Below are 22,836 nucleotides of genomic sequence, written 5' to 3'. Positions count from 1 at the left end.
CGTCAGGCTATGGGTCGCGAAATCGATGCGAGTCAACGTCTAAGTTGGCGAAATGATGGCTCACCAATGCCAGTGTTGGCTTGGTGTCAGTATATGGGGTAAAGGAATATCCCATTGCTCGCAAGGTAATGAATGCCAACGTTGGCAATCATGGGCGAGGCCAATGGCGGTCGCATTTGGCGCGCACAAACCCAGCGTGCGATCATAATAGCCGCCACCCATGCCTAGGCGCTGGCCGTCGGCGTCAAAAGCCACTAATGGCGTGGCGATGATGTCCAGTTTTGAGCTAGGGATCAGGGTGCGAATATCTAAAGTGGGCTCGGCAATGTTATAACGATTAAGGCGCATGCGCGTGTGAGGGTGGTACTTTAAAAACAGCAAATGGCCGCGACTGAACGGATGAACAACCGGTAAATAAACCTGTTTTCCTGCCTGCCAGCAGGCGTTGATTGCCGGTTGGGTGTCCAACTCACCGTCAAAAGAGAGGTATAAGGCGATACGCTGCGCATGAACGACGTCAGGTAATGTCATAAAGCGTGCCGCAACCTGCTGGGCCGCCTCGGTTTGCTGTTCAGGCGAGAGCTGGCGACGCGCGTGACGGATGGTTTGGCGAATCTGCTGTCTGGGCTGCATAACTGTCCTTAATGCTAGCCTGTAAAGGAGGGCCCCGGGATGCCGTTGGGATCGATGGCCCTTGAACCCGCTGGTTCAAGGCGGGTGGGTAGTATAAACCGTAGGCTTCTCGGTACGAGCCGAGCTTGCTCAGTAGCTTATAACAACACACCCTTCGGTTTGCTTATCGGCTCAGGGACGTTGATCCGCTGACAAACACCCCAGGGAATTCGATTATTTTTGCGATCCTTGCACTGCCACTGCTTTATCGAGTTGGGCAGTCATCAGGGCGGTCCGTTGCTTGACCTGATCTTCAACTGTCTCCAACGCTTGTTTGGCATCATTTAATTCATGACAAACATTCAAAGCGGCAATGGCAATTAGCTGCTCTGTATTGGTTACTTTAGTGCGCTCTGCCAGCCGATGCAACCGTTGATCGAACTCGTTTGCTGCATCTTTAAGCGCTTGCTCTTGTCCAGGCGGACAATTGACGCGAACAAGGCGATCCAGGATTTTAATTTCAACCGGTTGTGTGTTCATAGTCCCAAGCTGGCTCCTCATACGGCCCGCAATGTCGAGGGCCAGATACAGAATAATGGCGCTATTCTAGCAATTATTTTCCCGAATACACTACATCGAAAGCCGCCTTGGTGAGTGATGCAGAGAATTTAGACAAAAATGGATACCGAGGGGTTGATCTTTATCATCGTGGCAACGGCCTTCCTGCTTTTACACTGGGCTTGTGGCCACCATAATGGACAGAATAATTCTGCATCGCACAAGCTGGCCAAGAATCACGGGTTTTTTCGCTGAGTGATTCAGCCCTGTGGTGTGAAATGCTAAACTAACCCACTTATTTTTGAGCGCACGACCAAGGGCAACATTGTGACTGAAACCCGTTTACCCGCATATGCGAAGACTGCAGAAATATTAACAGCAGATAGCCTGGCGGTTACGCCGGCAGAAATGCATGGATTGATCGCCGGCATGCTAAGTGGTGGCTTGGCACTGGAAGAGGGGAGTTGGCTAACCATGCTTTATGATTATACCAACCAAGGAATGGGCTGGCCGACCGAGTCAAAAACCTTGGCCATGCAAAGCTACCATCAATTGAAAACCCAACTGACAGGAACGGATTTAGATCTCGATATTTATGTTCCGGATGATGAACACTCGGGTGTCGTTGCCCGTGCAGAAGCGTTAGTGGAATGGATTAATACCTTTCTTGCTGGCGTTGGTCTGATTGGGACAAAGGGGCGTAAACTATCCAAAGACGTCACAGAAGCGCTCAGCGATTTAAAGGAAGTGGCGCAGTTAGGGATTGACGAAGACGGGGATTTGCAAGAGCAAGCGGACTTGCTTGAGCAGGTTGTTGAGCATGTGCGTGTGTGTAGCTTGGTTGTCCATGCCGAGCTTGGCGCACGTCTTGAAACTGACGACGAGACGCCAAAAACGCGCCATTAACCGCAATGACGTCTGCGGTTTGAGGCGTGGTGATGACTCAGGGTGAGGAAAAGTAGGATGAAAGCCTATGACATAGTGATTGCTGGTGGTGCAATGGCCGGCGCAACCGCGGCACTGGCGTTAGATACGCTAAGTGGCGGGAGGTTACGTATTGCGGTCGTTGAGGCGATGGTGCCAAACCATGGTGATCACCCAGGTTATGATGCGCGGAGTATCGCGTTAGCCGAGGGCAGTTGCGCTGCTTTTGAGCAACTGGGACTTTGGGAGGCGTTGGCGCCCTTTGGCACACCGATCCAACATATTCACGTTTCAGATCGTGGTCATGCTGGGCAAACGCACATTGATGCGCAAACGCAGGGCGTGTCATATCTCGGTCAGGTCATTGAACTGGCAGATGCCGGCGCGGTATTGCACCAAAAACTGCATGCGCGTCCCGCCATCGATGTCTTTTGTCCTGATGCAGTGATCGCGATTGAGCGAAAGCTTGACGCTGTTACTGTCACACTTAAACAAGGACAATCGCTAACGGCATCATTACTCATTGCCGCCGATGGCGGTCGCTCACCTTGTAGTCGTTTGCTCCATCTCCCCCGGCAGCAGCACGACTTTGGCCAAGTGGCTGTGATTGCCAATGTGTCTACGGCGCTTCCGCATCAAGGTCACGCCTTTGAGCGTTTTACCGACACGGGGCCCGTCGCGTTACTGCCCATGTCGCAAGGACGTTGCTCATTAGTGTGGTGCATGACTCCCGATGAGGCGCAACCGCTCACCCAAGTCAGCGATTCGGTTTTTTTACAACGCTTACAACAGGTTTTCGGTTGGCGTCTTGGTAAGTTACTTCATGTCGGAGAACGTCACGCCTACCCGCTGGTGCTCAATCAGGTCGTGCGGCCAGTGAGTCATCGCGTGGCGGTGGTTGGCAACGCAGCACAAAGTTTACATCCCATTGCAGGACAAGGCTTTAACCTCGGCCTGCGAGATGTCATCACGCTGGCTCAAACTGTCAGCGCAGCCTTCCAACGCGGGCAAGATATTGGCGCGATACCGGTCCTGATGGATTATGCCAGTCAACGCCAGCCAGACAGAGATACAACCGTCGCACTAACATCAGGGCTCGTTCATCTTTTTTCTAATCAGAGTGCACTACTTGCAGCCGCACGGAACGCAGGTTTGGGGTTGATGTCGACCATAGAAAGGGTGAAACAACCCCTCGTGCAACGCACCATAGGATGGGTAGAACCGAAATGAAGATGATCAATGCAGATGTCGCGATTGTAGGTGGCGGAATGGTGGGGCTAACACTTGCCGCCTCACTGGCAGAAACGGACTTACGCATCGTTGTGATTGAAGGTAAAAAACCGGTAACAACACTAGACGATCTACCAGAAAACCGTGTATCGGCACTGAGTCGCGCGAGCGAGAATATGCTTCGTGCCTTAGATGTTTGGCCGGGTATCGTCGCACGCCGACTGGCAAGCTATCAAAAAATGCACGTTTGGGAGAAAGATAGCTTTGCGCAAATTGATTTTGACGCACAGGCATTTGGTCAGCAAAACCTAGGACACATTGTTGAAAACCGCGTGATTCAACTTGCCCTGCTCGACAAAGTGCAGCAGCAGAGTAATGTCACCATGCTCATGCCTGAGCAGTGCCAGTCTATGATGCAAGGTGAGCGCGAAACCTGGTTGCAATTGGCCTCGGGAGGTGGTGTGACGACAAAGCTGGTTGTCGGAGCCGATGGCGCTCGCTCATGGGTGCGCGAGCAAGCACACTTTCCATTGGTTCAGCGAGATTATGGACACCATGCTGTGGTGGCAACGGTACGTACAGAAGCCCCTCATCGAGGCGTTGCGCGTCAGGTTTTTACGCCTGATGGCCCTTTAGCGTTTCTACCACTGTCCGATCCGCATTTATGTTCCATTGTTTGGTCGGTGCCGCCTGAACAAGCGTCGGAGTATCGCGACATGGCGTCTGATGGATTCGAGCGGGCGCTCACGGCTGCCTTTGACGCTAGATTAGGCCGATGTGAGGTGGCCGGACCGCGTGCGAGTTATCCTCTTACCATGCGTTATGCTCAGAATTTTGCCTCTGAGCGCATTGCCCTTATCGGTGATGCCGCACATACCATTCATCCGCTTGCCGGCCAAGGGGTGAATTTAGGGATGTTAGATGCGGCCGCGTTAGCACAGACACTCGCGCAACTTTCAGAAAAAGGGAAAGATGTCGGGGCGTATGCGTCACTGCGTCATTTCGAGCGTTGGCGTAAAGCGGAAGCCATGCAAATGATTGCGGCGATGCAGGGATTCCGGAGCTTGTTTGATGGTCAAAACCCAGTGAAAAAGCTCGTTCGTGGTGTGGGTATGCGCGCGGTGAATCACCTACCCGGCGCCAAACAGCCCTTTATGGCCAAAGCCTTGGGGCTAGAGGGAGAGCTCCCTGATCTCGCGAAGCCACCTGCTCGGCGCGCCCATTTTTCTTGATCGTGTGACAACGGAAATTGGCGAAAAAAAGAAAATATGCTAAACAGCATGACGAACAGCTTGTCTGGAAGTTTGTATTTACCGACGGATGTTGCACATTAGCACTGGGTACAACCAGAGCACTGGCTACAACCTGAGTATTGGGTATAACAAGGTCACTGGGTCTAACAAGGAACAATATTATGAGCGATATTCCATCCGGATTAAAATTTACTGAGACGCATGAGTGGGTGCGTCCTGAAGGGGAAGGCCTCTTCACCATTGGCATTTCCGATCATGCTCAAGCGTTGCTTGGTGATATGGTTTTTGTTGATTTACCCGATGAAGGTGACACCTTTGATGCCGGGGATGATTGCGCAGTGGCCGAGTCGGTCAAAGCGGCGTCAGATATTTATGCGCCGATTTCCGGGCAAGTGATCGCCGTGAATGAGGAATTGGATAGCGCCCCAGAATTAGTCAACAGCGATCCTTACGGCGATGGTTGGCTCTTTCAAGTTCAAGCCACTGACGAATCAGAAATTGATGCCTTGTTTGATGCACAAGGGTATGAAGAAACCTTAGGCGACCAAGATGCCGATTAAGGTGTAGTACCAACCGTGTGCCACTAGCATTGACAAGTGAGGGATCCTGGCGGGATCCCTTTCTGTTTATTGGCTTCCCGGTAAGTGACGTCGGCGTGATCAAGCGCCGCGGTCACCTGTGTTTGCCAAGCCGCATGGGGAGATGTCAAGCTCACCACTTATTTATCGTCAGTCAGAGAGTAAGGTAGAGGCTCACGCTGCCAGATAAACTCTGGCGCATCCGCTAGGCGAAATGCTGTCTCGTCATCGAGGTTGTTTGGCAGAACCGCTAGCACTGCTGCCTGGCCATTAGCTTGACGGTAACCGGCAATCACGGTTCCACCAGAGCGCCAGTTTTCACCGACAGAACGCTCGATTTTATCCCCTGCCACCGGTGTATGTGTGGCTTGTCCTGTGAGTTTATACATAGCCCGTTTGTTTATTCCTCGGTATTTAGCGCGAGCAACGGTCTCTTGGCCGGTATAACAGCCTTTGGTGAAGCTGATGGCATTCAATGCCTGCAAATTCAACGATTGAGGAATAAATTCACCACTGGTTGCGGCTTCTATGCGAGGGAGTGCGGCATCGATTTCATATCGATCCCAATATTCACTGCTGAGAAGGACCGCGGACGACTGATACTGATTCACGAGCGCGGTTGCCGCATCGGGAGTGATCGCGAGTAACCAACGATGAGGCGCGATCATCACCGCCGTTCCCTGCTCGCCCTGGCGGACGTTACCTTGTGGGCCAAAGTGGTCAGTCACCCACTTTTCCGCTTGGGCGCCAACCACGCCAAGAAGTACGCAGTTGACTTTATCAAATGCGATCTTAGAGAAGATGGCGTATTTTTTGATTTCCTGTAATTGGGTTGCCTCAATCGATGCCGGCTGCACCATGGCTAAGCCATCTTGGAAGTGGAAAAAACGTAACACGGACCAGACTTTACCTTTTGGATCGCAATGCGCCGCTAAGGTCGATTGATCCACGTCGAGTTGCTCAATATCGCAAGTGAGCTGGCCTTGTAAGTATGACTTGGTGTCGTCGCCACTAATTTTGGTTAACGCCCAACTATCGAGGGCAACAATGGCCAGTTCCGGCGTCTGGTCACTGGGGTGTTGTGCCACAGGCTCAAAAGCTTGGGTTTGATACCATTCGCTCATATAAATCACGCTCTCCGTTGAGAAAACACAGGCTATCTCTCGTATAGTAATGGTGCATAACAGGCTTGTCAGCCTTTGTATTGTAAGGGTATTGCGCCAAACGACGGATTAACGCTAGAGAGCTCTCAGATTCGTCGTTTCTTTTTTGGGAAAAGTGGTCGCCAGACCCTGGCGTTGATAGTATCCATCCACTGATATCAGTGATAGAGGTCAACATGGTTAACACTGAAGATAAAGCGCGAATTCGTTGGGCATGCCGTCGGGGGATGCTGGAGCTTGATGTATTAGTCATGCCCTACTTTGAGGCATGCTACGACACATTGAATGAAAATGAAAAACAGGATTTTGTCGCATTTTTAGAAAGCGCCGACCCGGATCTGTTTGCCTGGCTGATGGGGCATGGTAAACCTGACGACCCCAAGATGGTCTCTGTTGTCGAGAAGGTGGTTGCCTATAACCGAAGTAAGTTGCGTACATAGCCAACTCCATTGCCCGCGCTATGTCACCGTCTGTTTATTCCTGGTCGGCATGATGGTGGCATGGCTATTGGCGGTGCATGTGTCCCTCCCGCTTTGCGCGCGTGCTTTCCTGACGCTTCACGTTGTCCGTGAATTGATTCACTTTCAACACCGACTGGTCGAGAGTACCGGCTGTGTCACTGTGTATTTTGATGATTGGATAAGGCTACCCAGCGGCGAACGCCAACCCATCACATGTATCTGGGCGACGCCTTGGCTGATGATGCTCAAAGCGCAATCGGATGCGCGCTGTTTGTATTTGTGGCGCCATGGCTTGCCGGACTATCATTTTCGTCTGATTTATCGGCATTATTGTCAACCAAAGCAGGATAATTTGTGACATATTTATGACACCTTGGTTGCCTTGCTTTACTTTTTCCTAACATCGCCGATAGTTAGTGCAAGTACGTGATTAATCCAGTCTTGCTCTGAAGGTGTTGTAGGGTCGTTATGAAAATAAAACACAAGTTGCTTTCTCTTACCGTGATGTCGGTGTTGGCATTACTCGCTGTGATGGCAGCGGCGTGGAACGCGGAAACGCGGTTAGATAAAATGCATCGCCAGTTAACCGCGGTGTCCGATCTCGAGGTCGTACTTCTTAATTTACGCCGTAATGAAAAAGACTTTCTTGCTCGGATGGATCCCAAATACCTCTCTCGGTTTGAAAACAACGTCGCAACCTTTAATCAGCAACTGACCGACTTTAGAGCACGCAGTGCCTCCCTTGGGTTAGAAACCGTCACGATTGATGACGTTAAGACAGCCATGCAAGCTTATGCAAATGGGTTCAGCGAACTGGGTGACGGCTACCAAACATTAGGCTTAACGACAGATCAAGGCTTAAGAGGCCAAATGCAAAGCGCGAGTCAAGCGCTCGTGGCCGCAACTGAAAACGATATTGTGCTAGAAAGCAGTGCTCGCTTGTTAGTGGCGGACGCCAAGCTGTTTGTTCAAAGCAGTCATCTGGATTACATCGACCAATACCAAAATCATATGGATGCCTTAACAGATTATCTTGAAGGTGATCTATTGGCACTGTTTAAAGCTCACCAGTCTGAAGTTGAAAACGTTGTTGCGCAGAAAAAAGCACTAGGTTTGGCGCCAGATAAAGGGCTTTTGGGCGAGATACGGAGTCAAACGCATCAAGTGGAAAAAATGTTTGATGCGTTAAGCAAAGAATACCAGCAAGCGATCGATCAAGCGCTACGCCAGACCATGATAGTGACGGGGTCGGTAGTATTGGTGTTAGCGATCATCATGACGGTGGTTTCTCTGTGGATGAACCGAGGTATTCAACGGCGCATCGCGCTGTTCAGTCAGCAGATGGCGGCCATTACTCAGCAACGGGATCTGACCTTGCGCGCCGATGAGGCTGGGCAAGATGAAATTTCACTGATGGCAAACGATGTCAATCAGATGCTGAGTAGTATTCAAAAAATGGTGGTCGATGTTAGCCGAGCGGTGCAGGCTTTACACCAAAGCGCAGAGCAGGTGGAGTCTCGCACCGAGCAAACCGGCACCGCACTGGCGACGCAGCTGGATGAAACGACCCATGCTGCAACGGCGATGAATGAAATGGAAAGCACGATTCGGGATATTGCCGGCAATACCGATCAGGCGGCTGATAACGCGAGAACCAGCCTAGGTCGTGCGCAAAATGGACAGCAAGTGGTGGATGATACCCGGACGATGATCATGACATTGGCCGAGACACTCAGCAATACCAGTAACGAGGTGCTTGAACTGAGTAAGCTGTCTGAGACCATTGGCTCGGTATTGGATGTCATTAAAGACATTTCAGAGCAAACGAATCTGCTGGCACTCAATGCTGCCATCGAGGCCGCGCGTGCGGGGGAGCAAGGACGAGGGTTTGCAGTAGTCGCGGATGAAGTGCGTCAATTAGCGACTCGTACCCGGCAATCGACCGATGAAATATCGGGCATTATTACCTCGCTGCAGGCGCAAACACAGTCAGTTGCAGAGCGTATGGAGCAAAGTCGAGAAGATGGCGAAAGCTCTGTCACCAAAGTAGATGCCGCCTCGCAAGAGCTGTCACAGATTATGCAAGATATGCAACAGATTATGGATATGAGTACGCATATTGCGACGGCGATAGAGCAGCAAAGCTCGGTTGCTAAAGAAGTTAACCAGAACGTACACAACATTCAAGACATTGCCCAGACGAGTACTGAACGCGCGAGCCAAAACCGTCAAGCTGCTCATCAAGTCGCAGAAGAAGCGGCTAACTTAGAGCGGGCCGTAAGTGAATTTAAAAGCTAATCATACGGCCAGTCGAGAGACTGGCCGTTGTTTATTGCGACGATACCATGCGCCACATTAGCACGGCTGATCGGGAACGAGGATGGTCGGACCTGATTGGGCATGAGCGTCAGGATAGTCAATGGTGTAATGTAGACCACGACTTTCTTTGCGTTGCATGGCACAACGCACCATCAATTCAGCGACTTGGAGTAAATTACGTAATTCGAGCAAGTTATTCGAGACACGAAAATTAGCGTAGTACTCGTGCGTTTCTTGTTTAAGTAGCTCAATGCGACGCAAAGCACGTTCTAAGCGCTTGGTTGAGCGCACAATCCCCATGTAATCCCACATAAACAGGCGCAGCTCATGCCAATTGTGCTGAATCACCACTTCCTCATCGGAACAAATCACTTGGCTCTCATCCCAAGCTGGCAACGCTGTGTGTGGCTCTATATGGTCTGAGTGGGCTTTAATATGCTCAGCGGCAGACCACGCATACACCACACATTCGAGCAACGAGTTAGAAGCCATGCGATTTGCACCGTGTAGCCCGGTATAACTTACTTCACCAATGGCATATAAACCAGGCAGATCCGTAGTGCCATTTTTATCCACCATTACGCCACCACAGGTATAGTGAGCGGCCGGAACTATTGGGATGGCGTCTTGGGTCAAGTCAATGCCGTACTCTTTTAGCTTCTCGTAAATGGTGGGGAAGTGCTTGGTGATAAATTGCGGATCTTTATGGCTAATATCGAGATACATACAATCAGCGCCAAGCCGTTTCATTTCATAATCAATCGCACGCGCCACGACATCACGGGGAGCAAGCTCACCACGCGGATCAAAGTCTTGCATAAAGCGCGATCCATCCGGGCGTTTTAGGTGCGCACCTTCACCACGTAATGCTTCGGTTAGCAAAAAGTTACGCGCGTCAGGGTGGTATAAACAAGTCGGGTGGAACTGATTGAACTCAAGATTCGCGACACGGCAACCTGCTCGCCATGCCATCGCAATACCATCACCAGAAGAGACGTCTGGGTTAGAGGTGTACTGATACACTTTAGATGCGCCACCTGTTGCCAGCACCACATAATTGCAGCGGACAGTTTCTACAACTTCTTGATTGCGATTCCAAATATAGGCCCCTAACACATGATTAGGGCCGCCGAGTCCGACTTTTTTACGCGTGATAATGTCCAGCGCGTTATGACGCTCGAGTAGGGTGATATTAGGATGTTGTCGAACGTTATCTTGCAATGAGTTTTGCACCGCCATACCGGTTGCATCGGCGGTGTGTAGAATACGCCGATGACTATGACCACCTTCGCGAGTGAGATGATAACGCGGGGTTTCACCATCACTGTCTTCTTGATCGAAGGGCACGCCGCCATCAATCAGCCATTGAACACAGTCTTTGGCGTTACGGGCGATAAAGTCGACAACATCGGTATCACAGATACCGCCACCGGCTATTTGTGTATCTTCGACATGGGACTCCACTGAGTCTTGTTCGTCAAAAACAGCGGCGATGCCGCCTTGTGCGTAGAGTGTCGCCCCTTCACTGAGAGGGCCTTTACTGAGTACGATAACCCGGTGCGTGGGCGCCAAACGTAGCGCCAACGATAAGCCAGCGGCACCGCTGCCGATGACCAACACGTCACATTGATGTTCCTGAGTTGTGGTCGTCATGATCCCTAATCCTCTTTCTGCGCTCCCAATGTTACACCAATTTGACGCGGCCGCGCGCGCTAAGATCAAATCCAGTCTTGCTTGGGTGAAAGTTTGCAACCGTGGCATTGTTTGGGGGACAATACACGCAGCCAAAGACGCGCGCTTTGGTCATTCCGTCACAGTAATGTGATTTCACGCATAATAAAACCAACATGGTGAGGAACTTTTCTCCTAAGCGGTCATCGAATTCTCAGCGAAAGCTCGCAAGCGGGTTTAACCGCGCTCTGACAACGTCGGACCTAGAATGTCGATAATCGGGCGAAAAGATCAACCAAGGAGTAAACGCTCGAATGGGCGAGCAGCTAACCGACCAGGTTCTAATAGAACGTGTACAGAATGGTGACAAGCAAGCTTTCAATCTGTTAGTCGTCAAATATCAAAATAAGGTATGTAACCTTATTGCCCGCTATGTAGGCTCACACAGTGGTGATATTCCGGATATCGCACAAGAAGCGTTTATTAAAGCGTATCGTGCTTTGCCGGGGTTTCGTGGCGAAAGTGCGTTTTATACTTGGTTGTATCGCATTGCAGTGAACACCGCGAAAAACCATTTGGTGGCACAAGGACGACGTCCACCAGGCAGCGATATTGACGCCGACGAAGCAGAAAATTACGAAAGTGGGGGGTCGTTAAAAGAAATATCGAACCCTGAAAACTTGATGTTGTCTGAAGAATTGAGGCAGGTGGTGTTTTCGACCATTGAAACACTGCCTGACGACTTAAGAACCGCAATCACCTTACGCGAGCTCGATGGGCTCAGTTATGAGGAAATTGCACAGGTAATGGATTGTCCAGTCGGTACGGTACGGTCGCGTATATTTCGAGCGCGTGAAGCGGTAGAAAAGCGCATCCGGCCACTGATGAAACGGTAACGAGTTTTACTGGCTGCATGACGGTGACTTGAATGACGGATAAAGAAAAAATTTCGGCGTTATTAGATGGCGAACGGGTGGACACGTCGGTGATCCATGATATAGAGCGAGATAATAGCGCACAACAGACCTGGAGCGACTTCGGCATCATTCGTGATGTGATGCGTGGTGACGCGCCTGGCTCGTTGCAATGGAACATTGCCGATTCTGTCGCGTCCGCGTTGGAAGCAGAACCGGCTTATCAAGGCGCTCACGTTGACAGTAACGTGCACCCGATGCACGAGTCACAGCCGCGTCCGGAAAAGGCGCGTCGCCACCTACCTGGCTGGCTGCAACAGCTCACTCAGGTCAGTGTCGCCGCTTGTGTTTCTCTCGCCGTGATCGTAGGCGTGCAGCATTATAACCAGTCTGAACCAACGTCTCCGGGGGTTGGCAATCAAACCCAACCGCCAGTATTGGAAACGATTCCTTTTGCAGGTGCTGCTGAACCGGTGAGTTTAAGCCGGAATGATTTGCGTGCGACGCCTTCAGAATCTGAAATGATGGAGCAGCGTCGGCGCGTAAATGCAATGCTCAAAGACTATGAATTGCAGCTAAGGTTGAATAAGGATAGTCTGTCTAGCAATCAGACAATGGCACCGTCGACAAGCAGTAGTAAGCAATGAAAAAAACTCTGATCGGTGCGCTTGCGCTGGTCAGTTTGATGTCTGCGCAAGCCTCGGCCGAACCCTCTGCCGAGGCTTTGTTACATCAAATGGATACCGCAAGCGATACCTTGGACTATGAACTGTCCTACATTCTCGTTGGCAAAAATAGCCTAGAGCCACTGCGTTTTCGCCATGCACGTATAGGTGGCGAAGCGTTTGGTCATCTCATTTATTTGAGCGGTCCGTCGCGAGAAGTGATTCGTCGCGGAAAGGAAATCAGCTATTTTGAACCTGGTTATGACCCTTTCACGATCGCCAGTGATCATATGGTGGCACCATTGCCTACCCTCATTCAGGCCGATATTGATATACTGGCAAACCATTATGACTTTGTCTCGATGGGGCATGCGCGCGAGGCGGGCATGGATTGCCAGGTTGTACGTATCACACCGAAAGATGGTGAGCGATATTCGTACGTGCTTTGGCTAGACCAAGACAGTCACCTACCGGTGAGAGCCGATTTACTTGACCGAGATGGGGATCCGCTTGAACAGTATCGCGCCTTATCGCTGGTGGTTACGCCTAAAATTAACGACGCGATGCAAAAACTCACGCAGTTAGCCCTGCCGCCGGTATTAACCCTCCCACAAACAACCCGCCGCTCTGACCTGGATTGGCAGGTGACGGTGCTGCCAGATGGCTTTAAGCCTGTATACAGTAACCGCCATCGTTTAATGATGACTAAGCGGGCAGTGGAAAGCCAAATGTTTAGCGACGGCCTTTTTAGTTTTTCTGTTTATTTAGCCAAAGCCGACGATGTCTCCGTGCGTAAACAGATAGTGCGCCAAGGCCGACGGACGCTGCACAGTGTTATCAATGGCAACGCCGAAATTACAGTGGTGGGGGACATTCCACCGGAGACCGCTAAACGGATTGCTGATTCGGTTCGTATTAATCGCATGCCAACATCACAGACAGAGTAAAAGGTTGCACCATGATTAAAGCACTGGCGGAGGTAACAGGGTACCAAGACGGCTGGCTGTCTCTTGCCTGTCAGCAGCAAACCAGCTGTGGCAGCTGCAAATCGCAAAGCCAGTGTGGCACTGGCATTGTGTCCAAGGCCCTACCCGGAAAAGTGAACCATGTCAGCGTTCGTTCGCCAGAACCGCTGCCGACAGGAACCCTCGTTGAAATTGGCCTCGGTGAAGCCACCTTGGTCCGCTCGGCGCTCGTGGTTTATATGGTGCCATTAATGATGATGTTCGTGGGCGCCTTACTGGGGCAATTTTTCTTTGCCGCGTTGATAGGCAGCGGTGAAGGAGGTGTTATCGCACTAAGCCTAGGCTTCGGTGCCCTTGGGGTCGGTATCGCACGACGCTTAGCGAAATATGTCGGGAGTGCCGAACAGCAGCAACCTGAGCTTCTGCGTGTCATGGGAGAGCCAATTTCCGAGTTGGCAGTGATAAATACCAGACACCAGGATAGCGACTAGCCACTATTTTCGGTAGAATCCAGCCCAATTGATCTTAGGATCCCATTCTTATTGATAACGAGTAAGTCACACCCACTTATGAAGCATATTCGTAACTTTTCGATCATCGCCCATATTGACCACGGTAAGTCGACGCTTTCTGATCGACTCATTCACGTATGCGGCGGCCTTACTGACCGGGAAATGGCAGAGCAGGTCCTTGACTCCATGGATCTGGAACGTGAACGCGGTATCACCATCAAAGCACAAAGTGTGACACTGAACTATAAAGCCAAAGACGGCAATGAGTATCAGTTGAACTTCATCGATACGCCAGGACACGTCGACTTCTCTTATGAGGTGTCGCGCTCACTGAAGGCATGTGAAGGTGCTTTGCTGGTGGTGGATGCAGGACAAGGGGTTGAAGCACAGACGCTCGCCAACTGCTACACCGCAATGGATATGGACCTTGAAGTGGTCCCTGTCCTGAACAAAATCGATTTACCGGCCGCCGATCCAGACCGTGTGGCGCAAGAAATCGAAGATATTGTTGGTATTGAAGCCATTGAAGCCACGCGTTGTTCAGCCAAAACAGGGGTTGGAGTCGATGGCGTACTCGAAGATATTGTTCGCCTTATTCCACCGCCGGAAGGTAACCCCGACGCCCCCACTCAAGCGTTGATTATCGACTCTTGGTTCGATAAATATCTTGGCGTCGTCTCGTTAGTGCGCATTCGTGAAGGCTCGCTCAAAAAAGGCGACAAAGTGAAAATCATGAGCACGGGCCAAGAATGGAACGTGGACAGCATTGGCATTTTCACGCCCAAGCGTAAAGAGCTTAATGGTTTGCAAACCGGTGAAGTAGGCTGGGTGATCTGTGGGATCAAAGATATCCTCGGCGCACCCGTGGGCGACACCATCACCCATGCCAAAAACGGCTGCGAAAAACGGATTGAAGGGTTCCAAAAAGTTAAGCCTCAGGTGTACGCGGGCTTATTCCCGATTTCATCCGATGATTATGAAAACTTCCGTGATGCCTTGGATAAGTTAAGCCTCAATGATGCGTCGCTTTTCTTTGAGCCAGAGAGCTCTGCGGCGCTTGGCTTCGGTTTCCGTTGTGGTTTCCTTGGCATGCTGCACATGGAGATCATTCAAGAGCGCCTGGAGCGAGAATACGACCTTGAGCTGATCACCACAGCCCCTACGGTTGTTTACGAAGTCACGCAAAACGATGGTGAAGTCATCTATGTAGACAGCCCAGCCAAGCTGCCCCCAGTGAATGACATTCAAGCCATTGGTGAGCCTATCGCGCGTTGTAATATCTTGGTGCCCAATGAATTCGTCGGCAATGTGATTTCCTTGTGTGTTGAGAAGCGTGGTGCCCAAGTGGATATGGTTTATCACGGCAATCAAGTTGCGCTGACCTATGACATACCCATGGCGGAAGTCGTGTTGGACTTTTTCGACCGTATTAAGTCAACATCGCGCGGTTATGCCTCGTTAGATTATAACTTCGAACGTTACGACGTGTCTGACATGGTACGGGTGGATATCTTACTGAATGGCGAGCGTGTCGATGCACTGGCGATTATTACGCACCGTGCTCATGCGCAACCGCGTGGTCGCGAGCTAGTGGAAAAAATGAAAGAGTTTATTCCGCGTCAGCAGTTTGATATCGCCATCCAAGCCTCGATTGGCAATCACATTATCGCTCGTTCAACCGTCAAGCAGTTGCGTAAAAACGTCACGGCAAAATGTTACGGCGGTGATGTGAGTCGTAAGAAAAAACTATTGCAAAAACAAAAAGAAGGTAAGAAGCGCATGAAGCAGGTCGGTAATGTCGAGCTGCCGCAAGAAGCTTTCTTGGCCATTTTGCATGTGGGCAAAGATAAATAACAACGGATTCCATGATGGCCAATACGTTTTCTTTAATTTTAGTGCTGGTGACCTTGGTCACCGGCCTGGTTTGGGCGTTAGATAAATACCGCTGGGCGCCGCGTCGCCGCCAGGCTGCAGGCAAAGCACTGAAGGTCGCACAGACTGATTTGGATGCCGAACAAGTCGCGAAAGTGATGCCACAACCGAGTTGGGTTGAGAATATGGCGTCTATTTTCCCGGTGATCGCGGTGGTTTTAGTGTTGCGATCATTCATTTATGAGCCTTTCCAAATTCCGTCCGGATCGATGATGCCAACCTTATTGGTTGGCGATTTTATTTTGGTGGAAAAATTTGCCTATGGGCTGCGTGATCCGGCTTTTCACACTGAACTGGTTGATACTGGCAAACCTGAGCGCGGTGACATTGTGGTGTTTAAATATCCGCCGCAGCCGAATATTGACTACATCAAGCGTACGGTGGGGCTACCCGGCGATACCATTGTGTATGAAGATAAGCGCTTGTGTATTCAGCCTAAAGGCGAAGCGCAGTGCCAGCCTGTCGCGATAGATAACATTCAGCCTAGTGAATTTGCACAAGGTGGTGTGAATCTGGTGCAAGCACAAGAGCAGCTGGGTGAGCAAGCGCATCAGATACTTGTCCATCCGAATAAGCGCGATCGAATCAGTGCCTATCAGCCACGTCCGGGCGTCAATCGTTGGGTGGTGCCGGAAGGGCATTACTTTATGATGGGTGATAACCGCGATAACAGTGCGGATAGCCGCTTTTGGGGCTTTGTGCCTGAGCGCAACTTAGTCGGCAAAGCGGTGGCTATTTGGGTCAGCTTCGAATTCGAGCGCAACAGTGACAGCTGGCTACCATCGTGGATACCGACAGGGATACGCTTTAACCGTATTGGTGGAATTGATTAATTCTGGACTATGATGACAAAACTAACAGATAAATTGCAGCGAGAGATCGGCTATCAGTTCAGCAGTGCTGCATTGCTTGAACTGGCGTTGACGCACCGTAGTGCCAATGGCACACATAATGAGCGTCTCGAATTTTTGGGTGACTCAATTCTTAGCTTCGTGATTGCCGAGGATCTTTATCATCGCTTTCCGAAAGTGGATGAAGGGGATATGAGTCGGATGCGCGCGACCTTAGTGCGCGGTAATACACTAGCCGAAATTGGGCGGGAGTTTTCTCTGGGCGAAGTCATGCGCCTTGGCCCAGGAGAACTTAAAAGTGGCGGTTTTCGCCGCGATTCGATTTTGGCTGACGCTGTAGAAGCATTGATTGGCGCCATCTTTTTAGACAGTGATATCAATCGGGTACGAGATATTATCTTGCAATGGTATCAGCAGCGACTCGAAACCATTGAACCGGGTGTCAGCCAAAAAGATCCGAAAACCCGTTTGCAAGAGCTCTTGCAGGGAAAACGTAAACCGTTACCGTCTTATACGGTGATGAAAGTGAAGGGTGAAGCACACAACCAAGAGTTTACGGTAGAGTGCCAGATATCAGGACTGGAGCGTTCTGTGATTGGAAAAGGCAGTAGTCGTCGCAAGGCAGAGCAAGCGGCTGCAGAACTCGCATTACAGAAGTTGACATAATGACTGACACACAGCGCTGCGGCTTTATTGCCATTGTTGGCCGCCCGAACGTAGGAAAATCAACATTGCTGAACCGCTTGGTAGGGCAAAAGTTGTCGATTACCTCGCGGAAACCCCAAACCACGCGTCACCGAATCATGGGCGTGGATACCCGGGATAACTACCAGGCGGTGTATGTCGATACGCCTGGGCTACACATTGAAGAAAAGCGCGCCATTAACCGTCTTATGAATCGGGCTGCAAACAGCTCGTTAACCGACGTTGAATTGGTATTGTTTCTCGTGGATGGTACACATTGGACCAATGACGATGAAATGGTGCTTAATAAGCTAGCGCGTTCAGAGTTGCCGACGGTTTTGTTGGTCAACAAAGTGGATAACGTTAAAGAGAAGACGGAGCTGTTTCCGCATCTACAAGCGTTGTCAGAGAAGATGCCGTTTGTCGACGTGATCCCGGTTTCAGCGAAAAACGGGACCAATATTGATGTGGTCGAGCAGCGTGTTCGTGATGCGTTGCCGGCGTCTGAATTCTACTTCCCTGAAGAATATGTTACCGACCGCTCTCAGCGTTTTATGGCCTCAGAAATTATCCGTGAAAAGCTGATGCGTTTTACCGGTGAAGAGCTGCCTTATTCAGTGACGGTTGAAATTGAACGTTTTGACTACAACCCTGAAACCGATGGCTTTCATATTAATGGTTTGATTTTAGTTGAGCGTACCGGCCAGAAGAAAATGGTCATTGGTAAAGGCGGCGAAAAGATCAAACGCATTGGCCGTGAGGCACGCTTAGACATGGAAGATCTCTTCGAACGTAAGGTCTATCTTGAGCTTTGGGTGAAAGTGAAATCCGGCTGGGCTGATGACGAACGCGCGTTGCGCAGTTTAGGCTATATCGACGATCTTTAATTGGCCCGAACATCGGGTCCATGCACTCAGGAGAGGGTGAGTGGACGGCTTTCAACGTGGTTTTGTGCTGCATTCGCGCCCCTATAGTGAATCGAGTCTGCTCTTAGATGTGTTCTCTGAGTTCGAGGGGCGTATCACGCTTCTCGCCAAGGGAGCACGTCGTCCCCGTTCGGCCATAAGAGGCGCACTGCAGCCTTTTACTCCCTTGCTGCTCAAGTGGGGGGGACGCGGTGAATTACGTACATTGCGCAGTGCTGAGGCCACAGGCCTCGCGCTGCCTTTATCAGGCAATGCTCTGTATTCCGGCTTTTACCTCAATGAGTTAGTTATGCGTGTGCTTGAGCCTCATACGCCTTACCCAGCGTTATTTTTCGATTATGTCACCGCCCTAACCCAGCTTGCCCGCTATCATAACCCAGAGCCTGCATTACGCTGCTTTGAGCTTGCGCTGTTAGAAGCACTGGGCTATGGCGTTGATTTTCTTCATTGTGCTGGTAGCGGCGACCCGATCAACGATACTATGACGTATCTATATCGTGAGCAGCAAGGCTTTGTCGCGTCGATCATGAAAAGCCAACATCGGCAATTTACTGGCGCTGATCTACGAGCGTTGGCGACACGACATTTTGAAACGGTGGCACAGCTGCGCGCCGCCAAGCGTTTTACACGTATGGCGCTCAAACCTTATCTTGGTCCTAAGCCGCTAAAAAGCAGAGAATTGTTTAGAAGGAAATAATCATGGATAAAATTTACCTCGGTGTGAACATTGATCACGTTGCGACGATACGTAATGCACGTGGTACCGCGTATCCGGATCCGGTTCATGCGGCGGAGTTAGCTGAGCGTGCTGGAGCGGCAGGGATCACCGTGCATCTTCGTGAAGATCGTCGCCACATCACTGATCGCGATGTCCGTTTACTCAAAGAAACGCTACAAACGCGTATGAATCTGGAAATGGCGGTGACCGATGAAATGGTTGAGATTGCGCTCGAGATTCAACCTGAATTTGTTTGTTTGGTCCCGGAAAAACGTGAAGAGCTCACCACCGAGGGGGGCTTGGATGTCGCAGGCCAGCTGGATAAAGTGAAAGCGGCAACCCAGCGTCTGAGCGAAGCTGGGATTAAGGTTTCCCTTTTTATTGATGCTGATCGCAATCAAATTGAAGCGGCTCATCAATGTGGTGCGCCCTTTATTGAGCTGCATACGGGCCACTACGCGGATGCAACCAATGACAACGATCGCCAATCGGAGCTTAAAAAGATCTCCGCAGCGGCAAGCTCTGCTGTCGACTTGGGGATCAAAGTGAATGCGGGTCATGGCCTGACGTATCATAACGTCACTCCCATCGCGGCGATGCCAGAAATGCATGAACTGAATATTGGTCATGCAATCATAGGTCGTGCAATGTTTGATGGTTTGCAAAAAGCGGTGGCGGATATGAAAGCGATTATGGAAGCGGCGCGTCGCTAAATGGCCATTGTTGGAATTGGTACAGACATTGTTGAGATTGCGCGTATTGAAAAAGCGTTTGCACGCCAATCGCGCTTTGCCGATCGGATCCTAACCGATAGTGAGCGGGAGCATATGGCAACACATCATGCGCCTGCTCGTTACTTGGCCAAGCGCTTTGCTGCGAAAGAAGCCGCGGCAAAAGCGCTAGGAACCGGGATTGCCGATGGTGTCACGTTTCATGATTTTACCATTACGAATCAGACTTCCGGCCAGCCAGCCCTAAGCCTTTCTGGCCGTGCTGCCCAATTGGCACGCGAGCGTGGCGTTGCGCACTGTTGGCTGACCTTATCGGATGAAAAGGCCTACGCGGTCGCGTATGTTATCTTAGAAACGGGTTAACAGCCCTGCGCGTTATCGAGATATTGCGGTGCCAGTTGCTCAATATGTGCAATCTCATCTTGGAGCTCTAACAGCTCAGGTTCGACAGCTGCGATATCTGCCCCGGCTTTTAATTGCGTTTCTAACTCGTGACACAGGCTTTTCAGTTGAGGCACACCGCTATAAGCACAGCTACCGTGGAGCTTGTGGATGGCTTGCCATAAGCTATCGGTCTCTGACTCTCCCGCCAACGCACTAGCGACCACCTTCTTCACTGACGTAAAAGAGGCGAGTAACATTTCTAGCATTTCTTTGGCGAGATCGGCCTTGCCTGCTGCTTGGTTGAGCGCCCGCTGCCAATCCAGATGACGCGCACTGTGATCCTGGTTAGCCGAATAAGTGGGTAACGGTGCGGCTTGATGAGGTGCTACCGTGTCATCAAAATGCAGCCAACGACTCAGGGTGCTTTCTAACATGGCCTCTTCAATGGGCTTGGTGAGGTAATCGTCCATCCCGGCATCAATAAGGCGCTCACGCTCACCAGGCATCGCATGAGCGGTTACTGCTACAATCGGCGTTTGCTGGTTGAGTCCCGCTTTACGGATTTCTTGGCTAGCGGTGACACCGTCCATTTCAGGCATTTGAATATCCATCAAAATGATATCAAAGGCGTATTGGTGTGCCAGTGACAGGGCTTTGACGCCATCATCTGCGGTCACGACTTTCTCTACTCGCTCAGCCAACAAGGCTGTGATCAGTTTCAAGTTCGCAGGATTATCATCGACAGTCATCACGGTGTAGGGCGCCTTTTGCGTGGTGTTAGATTGGGGTAGCGGCAAAGGCGCCGGCTCGGGTGAACCAAGCAGTGTTTCCAATAGTTTACGCTGCGGGATCGGCTTGGCGACACACGCTCGTACACCTGCTTTCAAAAGATGCTCGGATGCTTCGAGTTCGGTGGTGGGTAAGCAAACGACGACTGACTGCGCTTGCTGCTCGCAGACACTGACCGCGTCTTGCATCTCACTGAGCGCGGGCATGTTTCCAGCATCAAAACAGAGTAGGGCAAAATGATACTGACGGTCAGTGAGCACATGGGTGCCGGACGCGGTATCAACGTTTAGGCCCACCTGGCTCAGTCGTTTGCGCAAAATCTCTCTGGTACGCGCATTGGGCTCCACAATCAGAATATCGCGCCCGACCAAAGGCTCGATGTCGAGTGGCTGCGATACCGGTAAATCAGTTTGTGTCAGCTGCAGCGTAAACCAGAATGATGAACCTTGGTGAAGGCGACTGGTAAAGCCAATATCGCCGCCCATTTGTTGGACTAATTTTTGCGTGATCACAAGCCCGAGCCCAGTACCGCCATAACGGCGCGAGATACTGGCGTCTGCCTGTCTAAACGCTTGGAAAAGCTGCGCTTGTTGACGTTCAGAGATCCCAATGCCGGTGTCTTTGACCATCAATTGCAGTTCGACGGTTTCATCGTGTAGCTGTTTAAGATCGACACTGACATCAATATTACCTCGCTCGGTAAATTTCGCCGCGTTGCCAATCAAATTGATTAAAACTTGTTGGATACGAAGCGGATCGCCAACCGCTCCCGCAGGAATCCGAGCATCGGTGCGCAGGGTTAGCTCTAGCCCTTTCTCATGCGCCATAGGCGCGAGTAGGCGCATCACTTCGTCGAGCATCTCTTGCACGTCGAACGGAATGTTTTCTAACAGCAACTTACCCGCTTCCAGCTTAGAGAAATCTAAGATGTCATTGATGATCGTCAGCAGGTTATTGGCGGATTTTTCAATGGTGAGAAGGTAATCTCGTTGACTACTACTGAGCTCGGTTTTTAGCATTTGTCGCGTAAAGCCAATCACCCCGTTGAGCGGTGTACGCAGCTCATGGGACATATTGGCGAGAAACTCGGATTTAACCCGTGCCGCTTCTTGCGCGTTTTTCTTGGCAATGTCTAACTCAACGTTTTGGATCTCGAGCTGCTCTAAGGTTTCGCGTAGATCACTGGTCGCCTGATCAATACTTTGTTGCATTTCCAAATGGTATTCGGACAATGAGATTGCCATTGCATTGATGCCATTTTTTAAGGTATCCAGCTCGCCGAGCAGCTCACCTTCAATCCGCACGTCAAGATGGCCTCGTCGAATTCTATCGACCAAGGTCACCATGTTGCCGATTGGATGAGTCACATCGGCAATCAAACGGTAAGCGAAAAAGCAGGAGAGAATCCCGCCCAGCGCGACCATAACCAGCGCTGTGATCATTTCCTGGTACTGTTTCAACCGTACTGAGCTAAGGTCCAACTCCATCGCGATATACCCCAAAGGGCGCTCGACATTGAGCCCGGGGGTAAAGCGTCCAATTTCTAAAATCGGTGCACGCAAAATCAAGGTATCTTGCTGTTGGCTAACCTGTAATTGTGTGGGAATAGGTTGGCCACTATCGACGGAGAGCATGGCTAAATTGCGGTGGTAGTTCGAGGTCACAAACAGCTCGTTACGACGATCGAACACGGCAATACTTCTCACAAACTGAGAATGCTGGCGGTGAGCAAAGCCGATGAGCCGGCGCACGTTTTCACGACTGTCATTTTTCAATCCCACTTCGCTGGCAATGGCGAGCGGTTCTATAATCGCAGAACCGGTTACCGTGAGTTGCTGCTCAAGGTCTTGATAGCGGGTGCTGGTGAAAAATGCACTGAGTAATAGCCCAACGATGAGTGTCGGTGCAATAGTGAGTACAGAAACACGAGTGCGGAGGCCATATTTGGTCATGCTAGATAAACTATGGGAAAATAATCACGACAATTAGCGCCAGT

At 50.8% G+C, this 22,836-nt stretch carries 23 protein-coding genes and 1 other RNA gene; 18 read left to right on the top strand and 6 right to left on the bottom strand.

Annotated elements, in window-relative coordinates; all coding sequences use genetic code 11:
* Window positions 1-60: 60 nt before the first annotated feature.
* The 3 genes from BZG78_RS00400 to zapA all read right to left on the bottom strand — a co-directional run bounded on the left by BZG78_RS00400 (window position 61) and on the right by zapA (window position 1,152).
* Window positions 61-633 carry a 5-formyltetrahydrofolate cyclo-ligase gene (locus BZG78_RS00400; RefSeq protein WP_077660078.1) on the bottom strand — a complete coding sequence of 191 codons (573 nt, stop codon included), beginning with the start codon at window positions 631-633 and terminating at the stop codon, window positions 61-63.
* 27 nt (window positions 634-660) lie between these two features.
* Window positions 661-843, bottom strand: a non-coding RNA gene (gene ssrS, locus BZG78_RS00395) — 6S RNA.
* A 3-nt stretch (window positions 844-846) separates the two neighbouring features.
* Window positions 847-1,152, bottom strand: coding sequence for a cell division protein ZapA (gene zapA, locus BZG78_RS00390; RefSeq protein ID WP_077459802.1), 306 nt, complete (start codon window positions 1,150-1,152; stop codon window positions 847-849).
* 345 nt (window positions 1,153-1,497) lie between these two features.
* On the opposite strand from zapA, the gene BZG78_RS00385 reads away from it, so the two are divergent.
* The 4 genes from BZG78_RS00385 (at window position 1,498) to gcvH (ending at window position 5,137) form a co-directional block, all read left to right on the top strand.
* A complete protein-coding gene (locus tag BZG78_RS00385) occupies window positions 1,498-2,076 on the top strand; it encodes a UPF0149 family protein (protein WP_077459801.1) in 579 nt (192 codons plus the stop codon).
* Window positions 2,077-2,133: 57 nt separating this feature from the next.
* On the top strand, window positions 2,134-3,324 hold the full coding sequence (gene ubiH, locus BZG78_RS00380; protein WP_077459800.1) for a 2-octaprenyl-6-methoxyphenyl hydroxylase: 1,191 nt from the start codon (window positions 2,134-2,136) through the stop codon (window positions 3,322-3,324).
* Window positions 3,321-4,556, top strand: a complete 1,236-nt coding sequence (locus BZG78_RS00375) for an FAD-dependent 2-octaprenylphenol hydroxylase (protein WP_077660077.1) — start codon at window positions 3,321-3,323, stop codon at window positions 4,554-4,556. Before ubiH ends, BZG78_RS00375 begins: the two co-directional genes overlap by 4 nt.
* A gap of 182 nt (window positions 4,557-4,738) precedes the next feature.
* A complete protein-coding gene (gcvH, locus tag BZG78_RS00370; protein ID WP_021022112.1) occupies window positions 4,739-5,137 on the top strand; it encodes a glycine cleavage system protein GcvH in 399 nt (132 codons plus the stop codon).
* 158 nt (window positions 5,138-5,295) lie between these two features.
* On the opposite strand, the gene ygfZ is transcribed toward gcvH, so the two are convergent.
* On the bottom strand, window positions 5,296-6,279 hold the full coding sequence (ygfZ, locus tag BZG78_RS00365; protein ID WP_077660076.1) for a tRNA-modifying protein YgfZ: 984 nt from the start codon (window positions 6,277-6,279) through the stop codon (window positions 5,296-5,298).
* Window positions 6,280-6,494: 215 nt separating this feature from the next.
* On the opposite strand from ygfZ, the gene BZG78_RS00360 reads away from it, so the two are divergent.
* From BZG78_RS00360 to BZG78_RS00350, 3 genes are all read left to right on the top strand, one after another.
* A complete protein-coding gene (locus BZG78_RS00360) occupies window positions 6,495-6,758 on the top strand; it encodes a succinate dehydrogenase assembly factor 2 (protein ID WP_021022110.1) in 264 nt (87 codons plus the stop codon).
* Window positions 6,727-7,137, top strand: a complete 411-nt coding sequence (locus BZG78_RS00355) for a hypothetical protein (protein WP_131825307.1) — start codon at window positions 6,727-6,729, stop codon at window positions 7,135-7,137. The genes BZG78_RS00360 and BZG78_RS00355 overlap by 32 nt, the downstream gene beginning before the upstream one ends.
* A gap of 110 nt (window positions 7,138-7,247) precedes the next feature.
* Entirely contained in the window at window positions 7,248-9,077 is a 1,830-nt protein-coding gene (locus tag BZG78_RS00350) for a methyl-accepting chemotaxis protein (protein WP_077660075.1), read from the top strand.
* Between the two features lie 57 nt (window positions 9,078-9,134).
* Here BZG78_RS00350 and nadB read toward each other — a convergent pair whose 3' ends face one another.
* Window positions 9,135-10,751: an L-aspartate oxidase gene (gene nadB, locus BZG78_RS00345; protein WP_077660074.1), complete on the bottom strand. Its 1,617-nt coding sequence runs from the start codon at window positions 10,749-10,751 to the stop codon at window positions 9,135-9,137.
* A 332-nt stretch (window positions 10,752-11,083) separates the two neighbouring features.
* On the opposite strand from nadB, the gene rpoE reads away from it, so the two are divergent.
* The 11 genes from rpoE (at window position 11,084) to acpS (ending at window position 20,030) form a co-directional block, all read left to right on the top strand.
* Entirely contained in the window at window positions 11,084-11,665 is a 582-nt protein-coding gene (gene rpoE / locus BZG78_RS00340) for an RNA polymerase sigma factor RpoE (RefSeq protein ID WP_021022105.1), read from the top strand.
* A gap of 32 nt (window positions 11,666-11,697) precedes the next feature.
* The gene (locus BZG78_RS00335) at window positions 11,698-12,330 is read left to right on the top strand and encodes an RseA family anti-sigma factor (RefSeq protein WP_077459794.1); all 633 of its coding nucleotides are present in this window, start codon (window positions 11,698-11,700) and stop codon (window positions 12,328-12,330) included.
* On the top strand, window positions 12,327-13,295 hold the full coding sequence (rseB, locus tag BZG78_RS00330; RefSeq protein WP_077660073.1) for a sigma-E factor regulatory protein RseB: 969 nt from the start codon (window positions 12,327-12,329) through the stop codon (window positions 13,293-13,295). Before BZG78_RS00335 ends, rseB begins: the two co-directional genes overlap by 4 nt.
* Before the next feature lie 11 nt (window positions 13,296-13,306).
* Window positions 13,307-13,804 carry a SoxR reducing system RseC family protein gene (locus tag BZG78_RS00325; protein ID WP_077660072.1) on the top strand — a complete coding sequence of 166 codons (498 nt, stop codon included), beginning with the start codon at window positions 13,307-13,309 and terminating at the stop codon, window positions 13,802-13,804.
* 78 nt (window positions 13,805-13,882) lie between these two features.
* Window positions 13,883-15,679, top strand: coding sequence for a translation elongation factor 4 (gene lepA, locus BZG78_RS00320; protein ID WP_077660071.1), 1,797 nt, complete (start codon window positions 13,883-13,885; stop codon window positions 15,677-15,679).
* A gap of 14 nt (window positions 15,680-15,693) precedes the next feature.
* Window positions 15,694-16,590 carry a signal peptidase I gene (gene lepB, locus BZG78_RS00315; protein WP_021022100.1) on the top strand — a complete coding sequence of 299 codons (897 nt, stop codon included), beginning with the start codon at window positions 15,694-15,696 and terminating at the stop codon, window positions 16,588-16,590.
* Between the two features lie 12 nt (window positions 16,591-16,602).
* Window positions 16,603-17,274, top strand: a complete 672-nt coding sequence (rnc, locus tag BZG78_RS00310; RefSeq protein ID WP_028569567.1) for a ribonuclease III — start codon at window positions 16,603-16,605, stop codon at window positions 17,272-17,274.
* Window positions 17,274-18,179 (top strand): GTPase Era, encoded by a 906-nt coding sequence (era, locus tag BZG78_RS00305; RefSeq protein ID WP_021022098.1) that lies wholly within the window; start codon window positions 17,274-17,276, stop codon window positions 18,177-18,179. Before rnc ends, era begins: the two co-directional genes overlap by 1 nt.
* A gap of 40 nt (window positions 18,180-18,219) precedes the next feature.
* Window positions 18,220-18,915: a DNA repair protein RecO gene (gene recO / locus BZG78_RS00300; RefSeq protein ID WP_021022097.1), complete on the top strand. Its 696-nt coding sequence runs from the start codon at window positions 18,220-18,222 to the stop codon at window positions 18,913-18,915.
* 2 nt (window positions 18,916-18,917) lie between these two features.
* Window positions 18,918-19,649, top strand: coding sequence for a pyridoxine 5'-phosphate synthase (pdxJ, locus tag BZG78_RS00295; protein ID WP_021022096.1), 732 nt, complete (start codon window positions 18,918-18,920; stop codon window positions 19,647-19,649).
* A complete protein-coding gene (gene acpS / locus BZG78_RS00290; protein WP_077660070.1) occupies window positions 19,650-20,030 on the top strand; it encodes a holo-ACP synthase in 381 nt (126 codons plus the stop codon).
* Here acpS and barA read toward each other — a convergent pair.
* Complete coding sequence (gene barA / locus BZG78_RS00285; protein ID WP_077660069.1) at window positions 20,027-22,792, bottom strand: two-component sensor histidine kinase BarA; 2,766 nt, start codon at window positions 22,790-22,792, stop codon at window positions 20,027-20,029. The genes acpS and barA overlap by 4 nt on opposite strands.
* Between the last annotated feature and the right edge of the window lie 44 nt (window positions 22,793-22,836).

Origin of the sequence: Salinivibrio sp. MA351 (assembly GCF_001996065.1) — a bacterium.
Lineage (GTDB): Bacteria > Pseudomonadota > Gammaproteobacteria > Enterobacterales > Vibrionaceae > Salinivibrio > Salinivibrio costicola.
This window is presented reverse-complemented; position numbering and strand designations above follow the sequence as displayed.

Bases quoted from the DNA above. Each gene is read 5' to 3' on its own strand.
- BZG78_RS00400 (WP_077660078.1), bottom strand. From the start codon at position 633: ATGCAGCCCAGACAGCAGATTCGCCAAACCATCCGTCACGCGCGTCGC.
- zapA (WP_077459802.1), bottom strand. From the start codon at position 1,152: ATGAACACACAACCGGTTGAAATTAAAATCCTGGATCGCCTTGTTCGC.
- ubiH (WP_077459800.1), top strand. From the start codon at position 2,134: ATGAAAGCCTATGACATAGTGATTGCTGGTGGTGCAATGGCCGGCGCA.
- BZG78_RS00375 (WP_077660077.1), top strand. From the start codon at position 3,321: ATGAAGATGATCAATGCAGATGTCGCGATTGTAGGTGGCGGAATGGTG.
- gcvH (WP_021022112.1), top strand. From the start codon at position 4,739: ATGAGCGATATTCCATCCGGATTAAAATTTACTGAGACGCATGAGTGG.
- ygfZ (WP_077660076.1), bottom strand. From the start codon at position 6,279: ATGAGCGAATGGTATCAAACCCAAGCTTTTGAGCCTGTGGCACAACAC.
- BZG78_RS00360 (WP_021022110.1), top strand. From the start codon at position 6,495: ATGGTTAACACTGAAGATAAAGCGCGAATTCGTTGGGCATGCCGTCGG.
- BZG78_RS00350 (WP_077660075.1), top strand. From the start codon at position 7,248: ATGAAAATAAAACACAAGTTGCTTTCTCTTACCGTGATGTCGGTGTTG.
- nadB (WP_077660074.1), bottom strand. From the start codon at position 10,751: ATGACGACCACAACTCAGGAACATCAATGTGACGTGTTGGTCATCGGC.
- rpoE (WP_021022105.1), top strand. From the start codon at position 11,084: ATGGGCGAGCAGCTAACCGACCAGGTTCTAATAGAACGTGTACAGAAT.
- BZG78_RS00335 (WP_077459794.1), top strand. From the start codon at position 11,698: ATGACGGATAAAGAAAAAATTTCGGCGTTATTAGATGGCGAACGGGTG.
- rseB (WP_077660073.1), top strand. From the start codon at position 12,327: ATGAAAAAAACTCTGATCGGTGCGCTTGCGCTGGTCAGTTTGATGTCT.
- BZG78_RS00325 (WP_077660072.1), top strand. From the start codon at position 13,307: ATGATTAAAGCACTGGCGGAGGTAACAGGGTACCAAGACGGCTGGCTG.
- lepA (WP_077660071.1), top strand. From the start codon at position 13,883: ATGAAGCATATTCGTAACTTTTCGATCATCGCCCATATTGACCACGGT.
- lepB (WP_021022100.1), top strand. From the start codon at position 15,694: ATGGCCAATACGTTTTCTTTAATTTTAGTGCTGGTGACCTTGGTCACC.
- rnc (WP_028569567.1), top strand. From the start codon at position 16,603: ATGACAAAACTAACAGATAAATTGCAGCGAGAGATCGGCTATCAGTTC.
- era (WP_021022098.1), top strand. From the start codon at position 17,274: ATGACTGACACACAGCGCTGCGGCTTTATTGCCATTGTTGGCCGCCCG.
- pdxJ (WP_021022096.1), top strand. From the start codon at position 18,918: ATGGATAAAATTTACCTCGGTGTGAACATTGATCACGTTGCGACGATA.
- acpS (WP_077660070.1), top strand. From the start codon at position 19,650: ATGGCCATTGTTGGAATTGGTACAGACATTGTTGAGATTGCGCGTATT.
- barA (WP_077660069.1), bottom strand. From the start codon at position 22,792: ATGACCAAATATGGCCTCCGCACTCGTGTTTCTGTACTCACTATTGCA.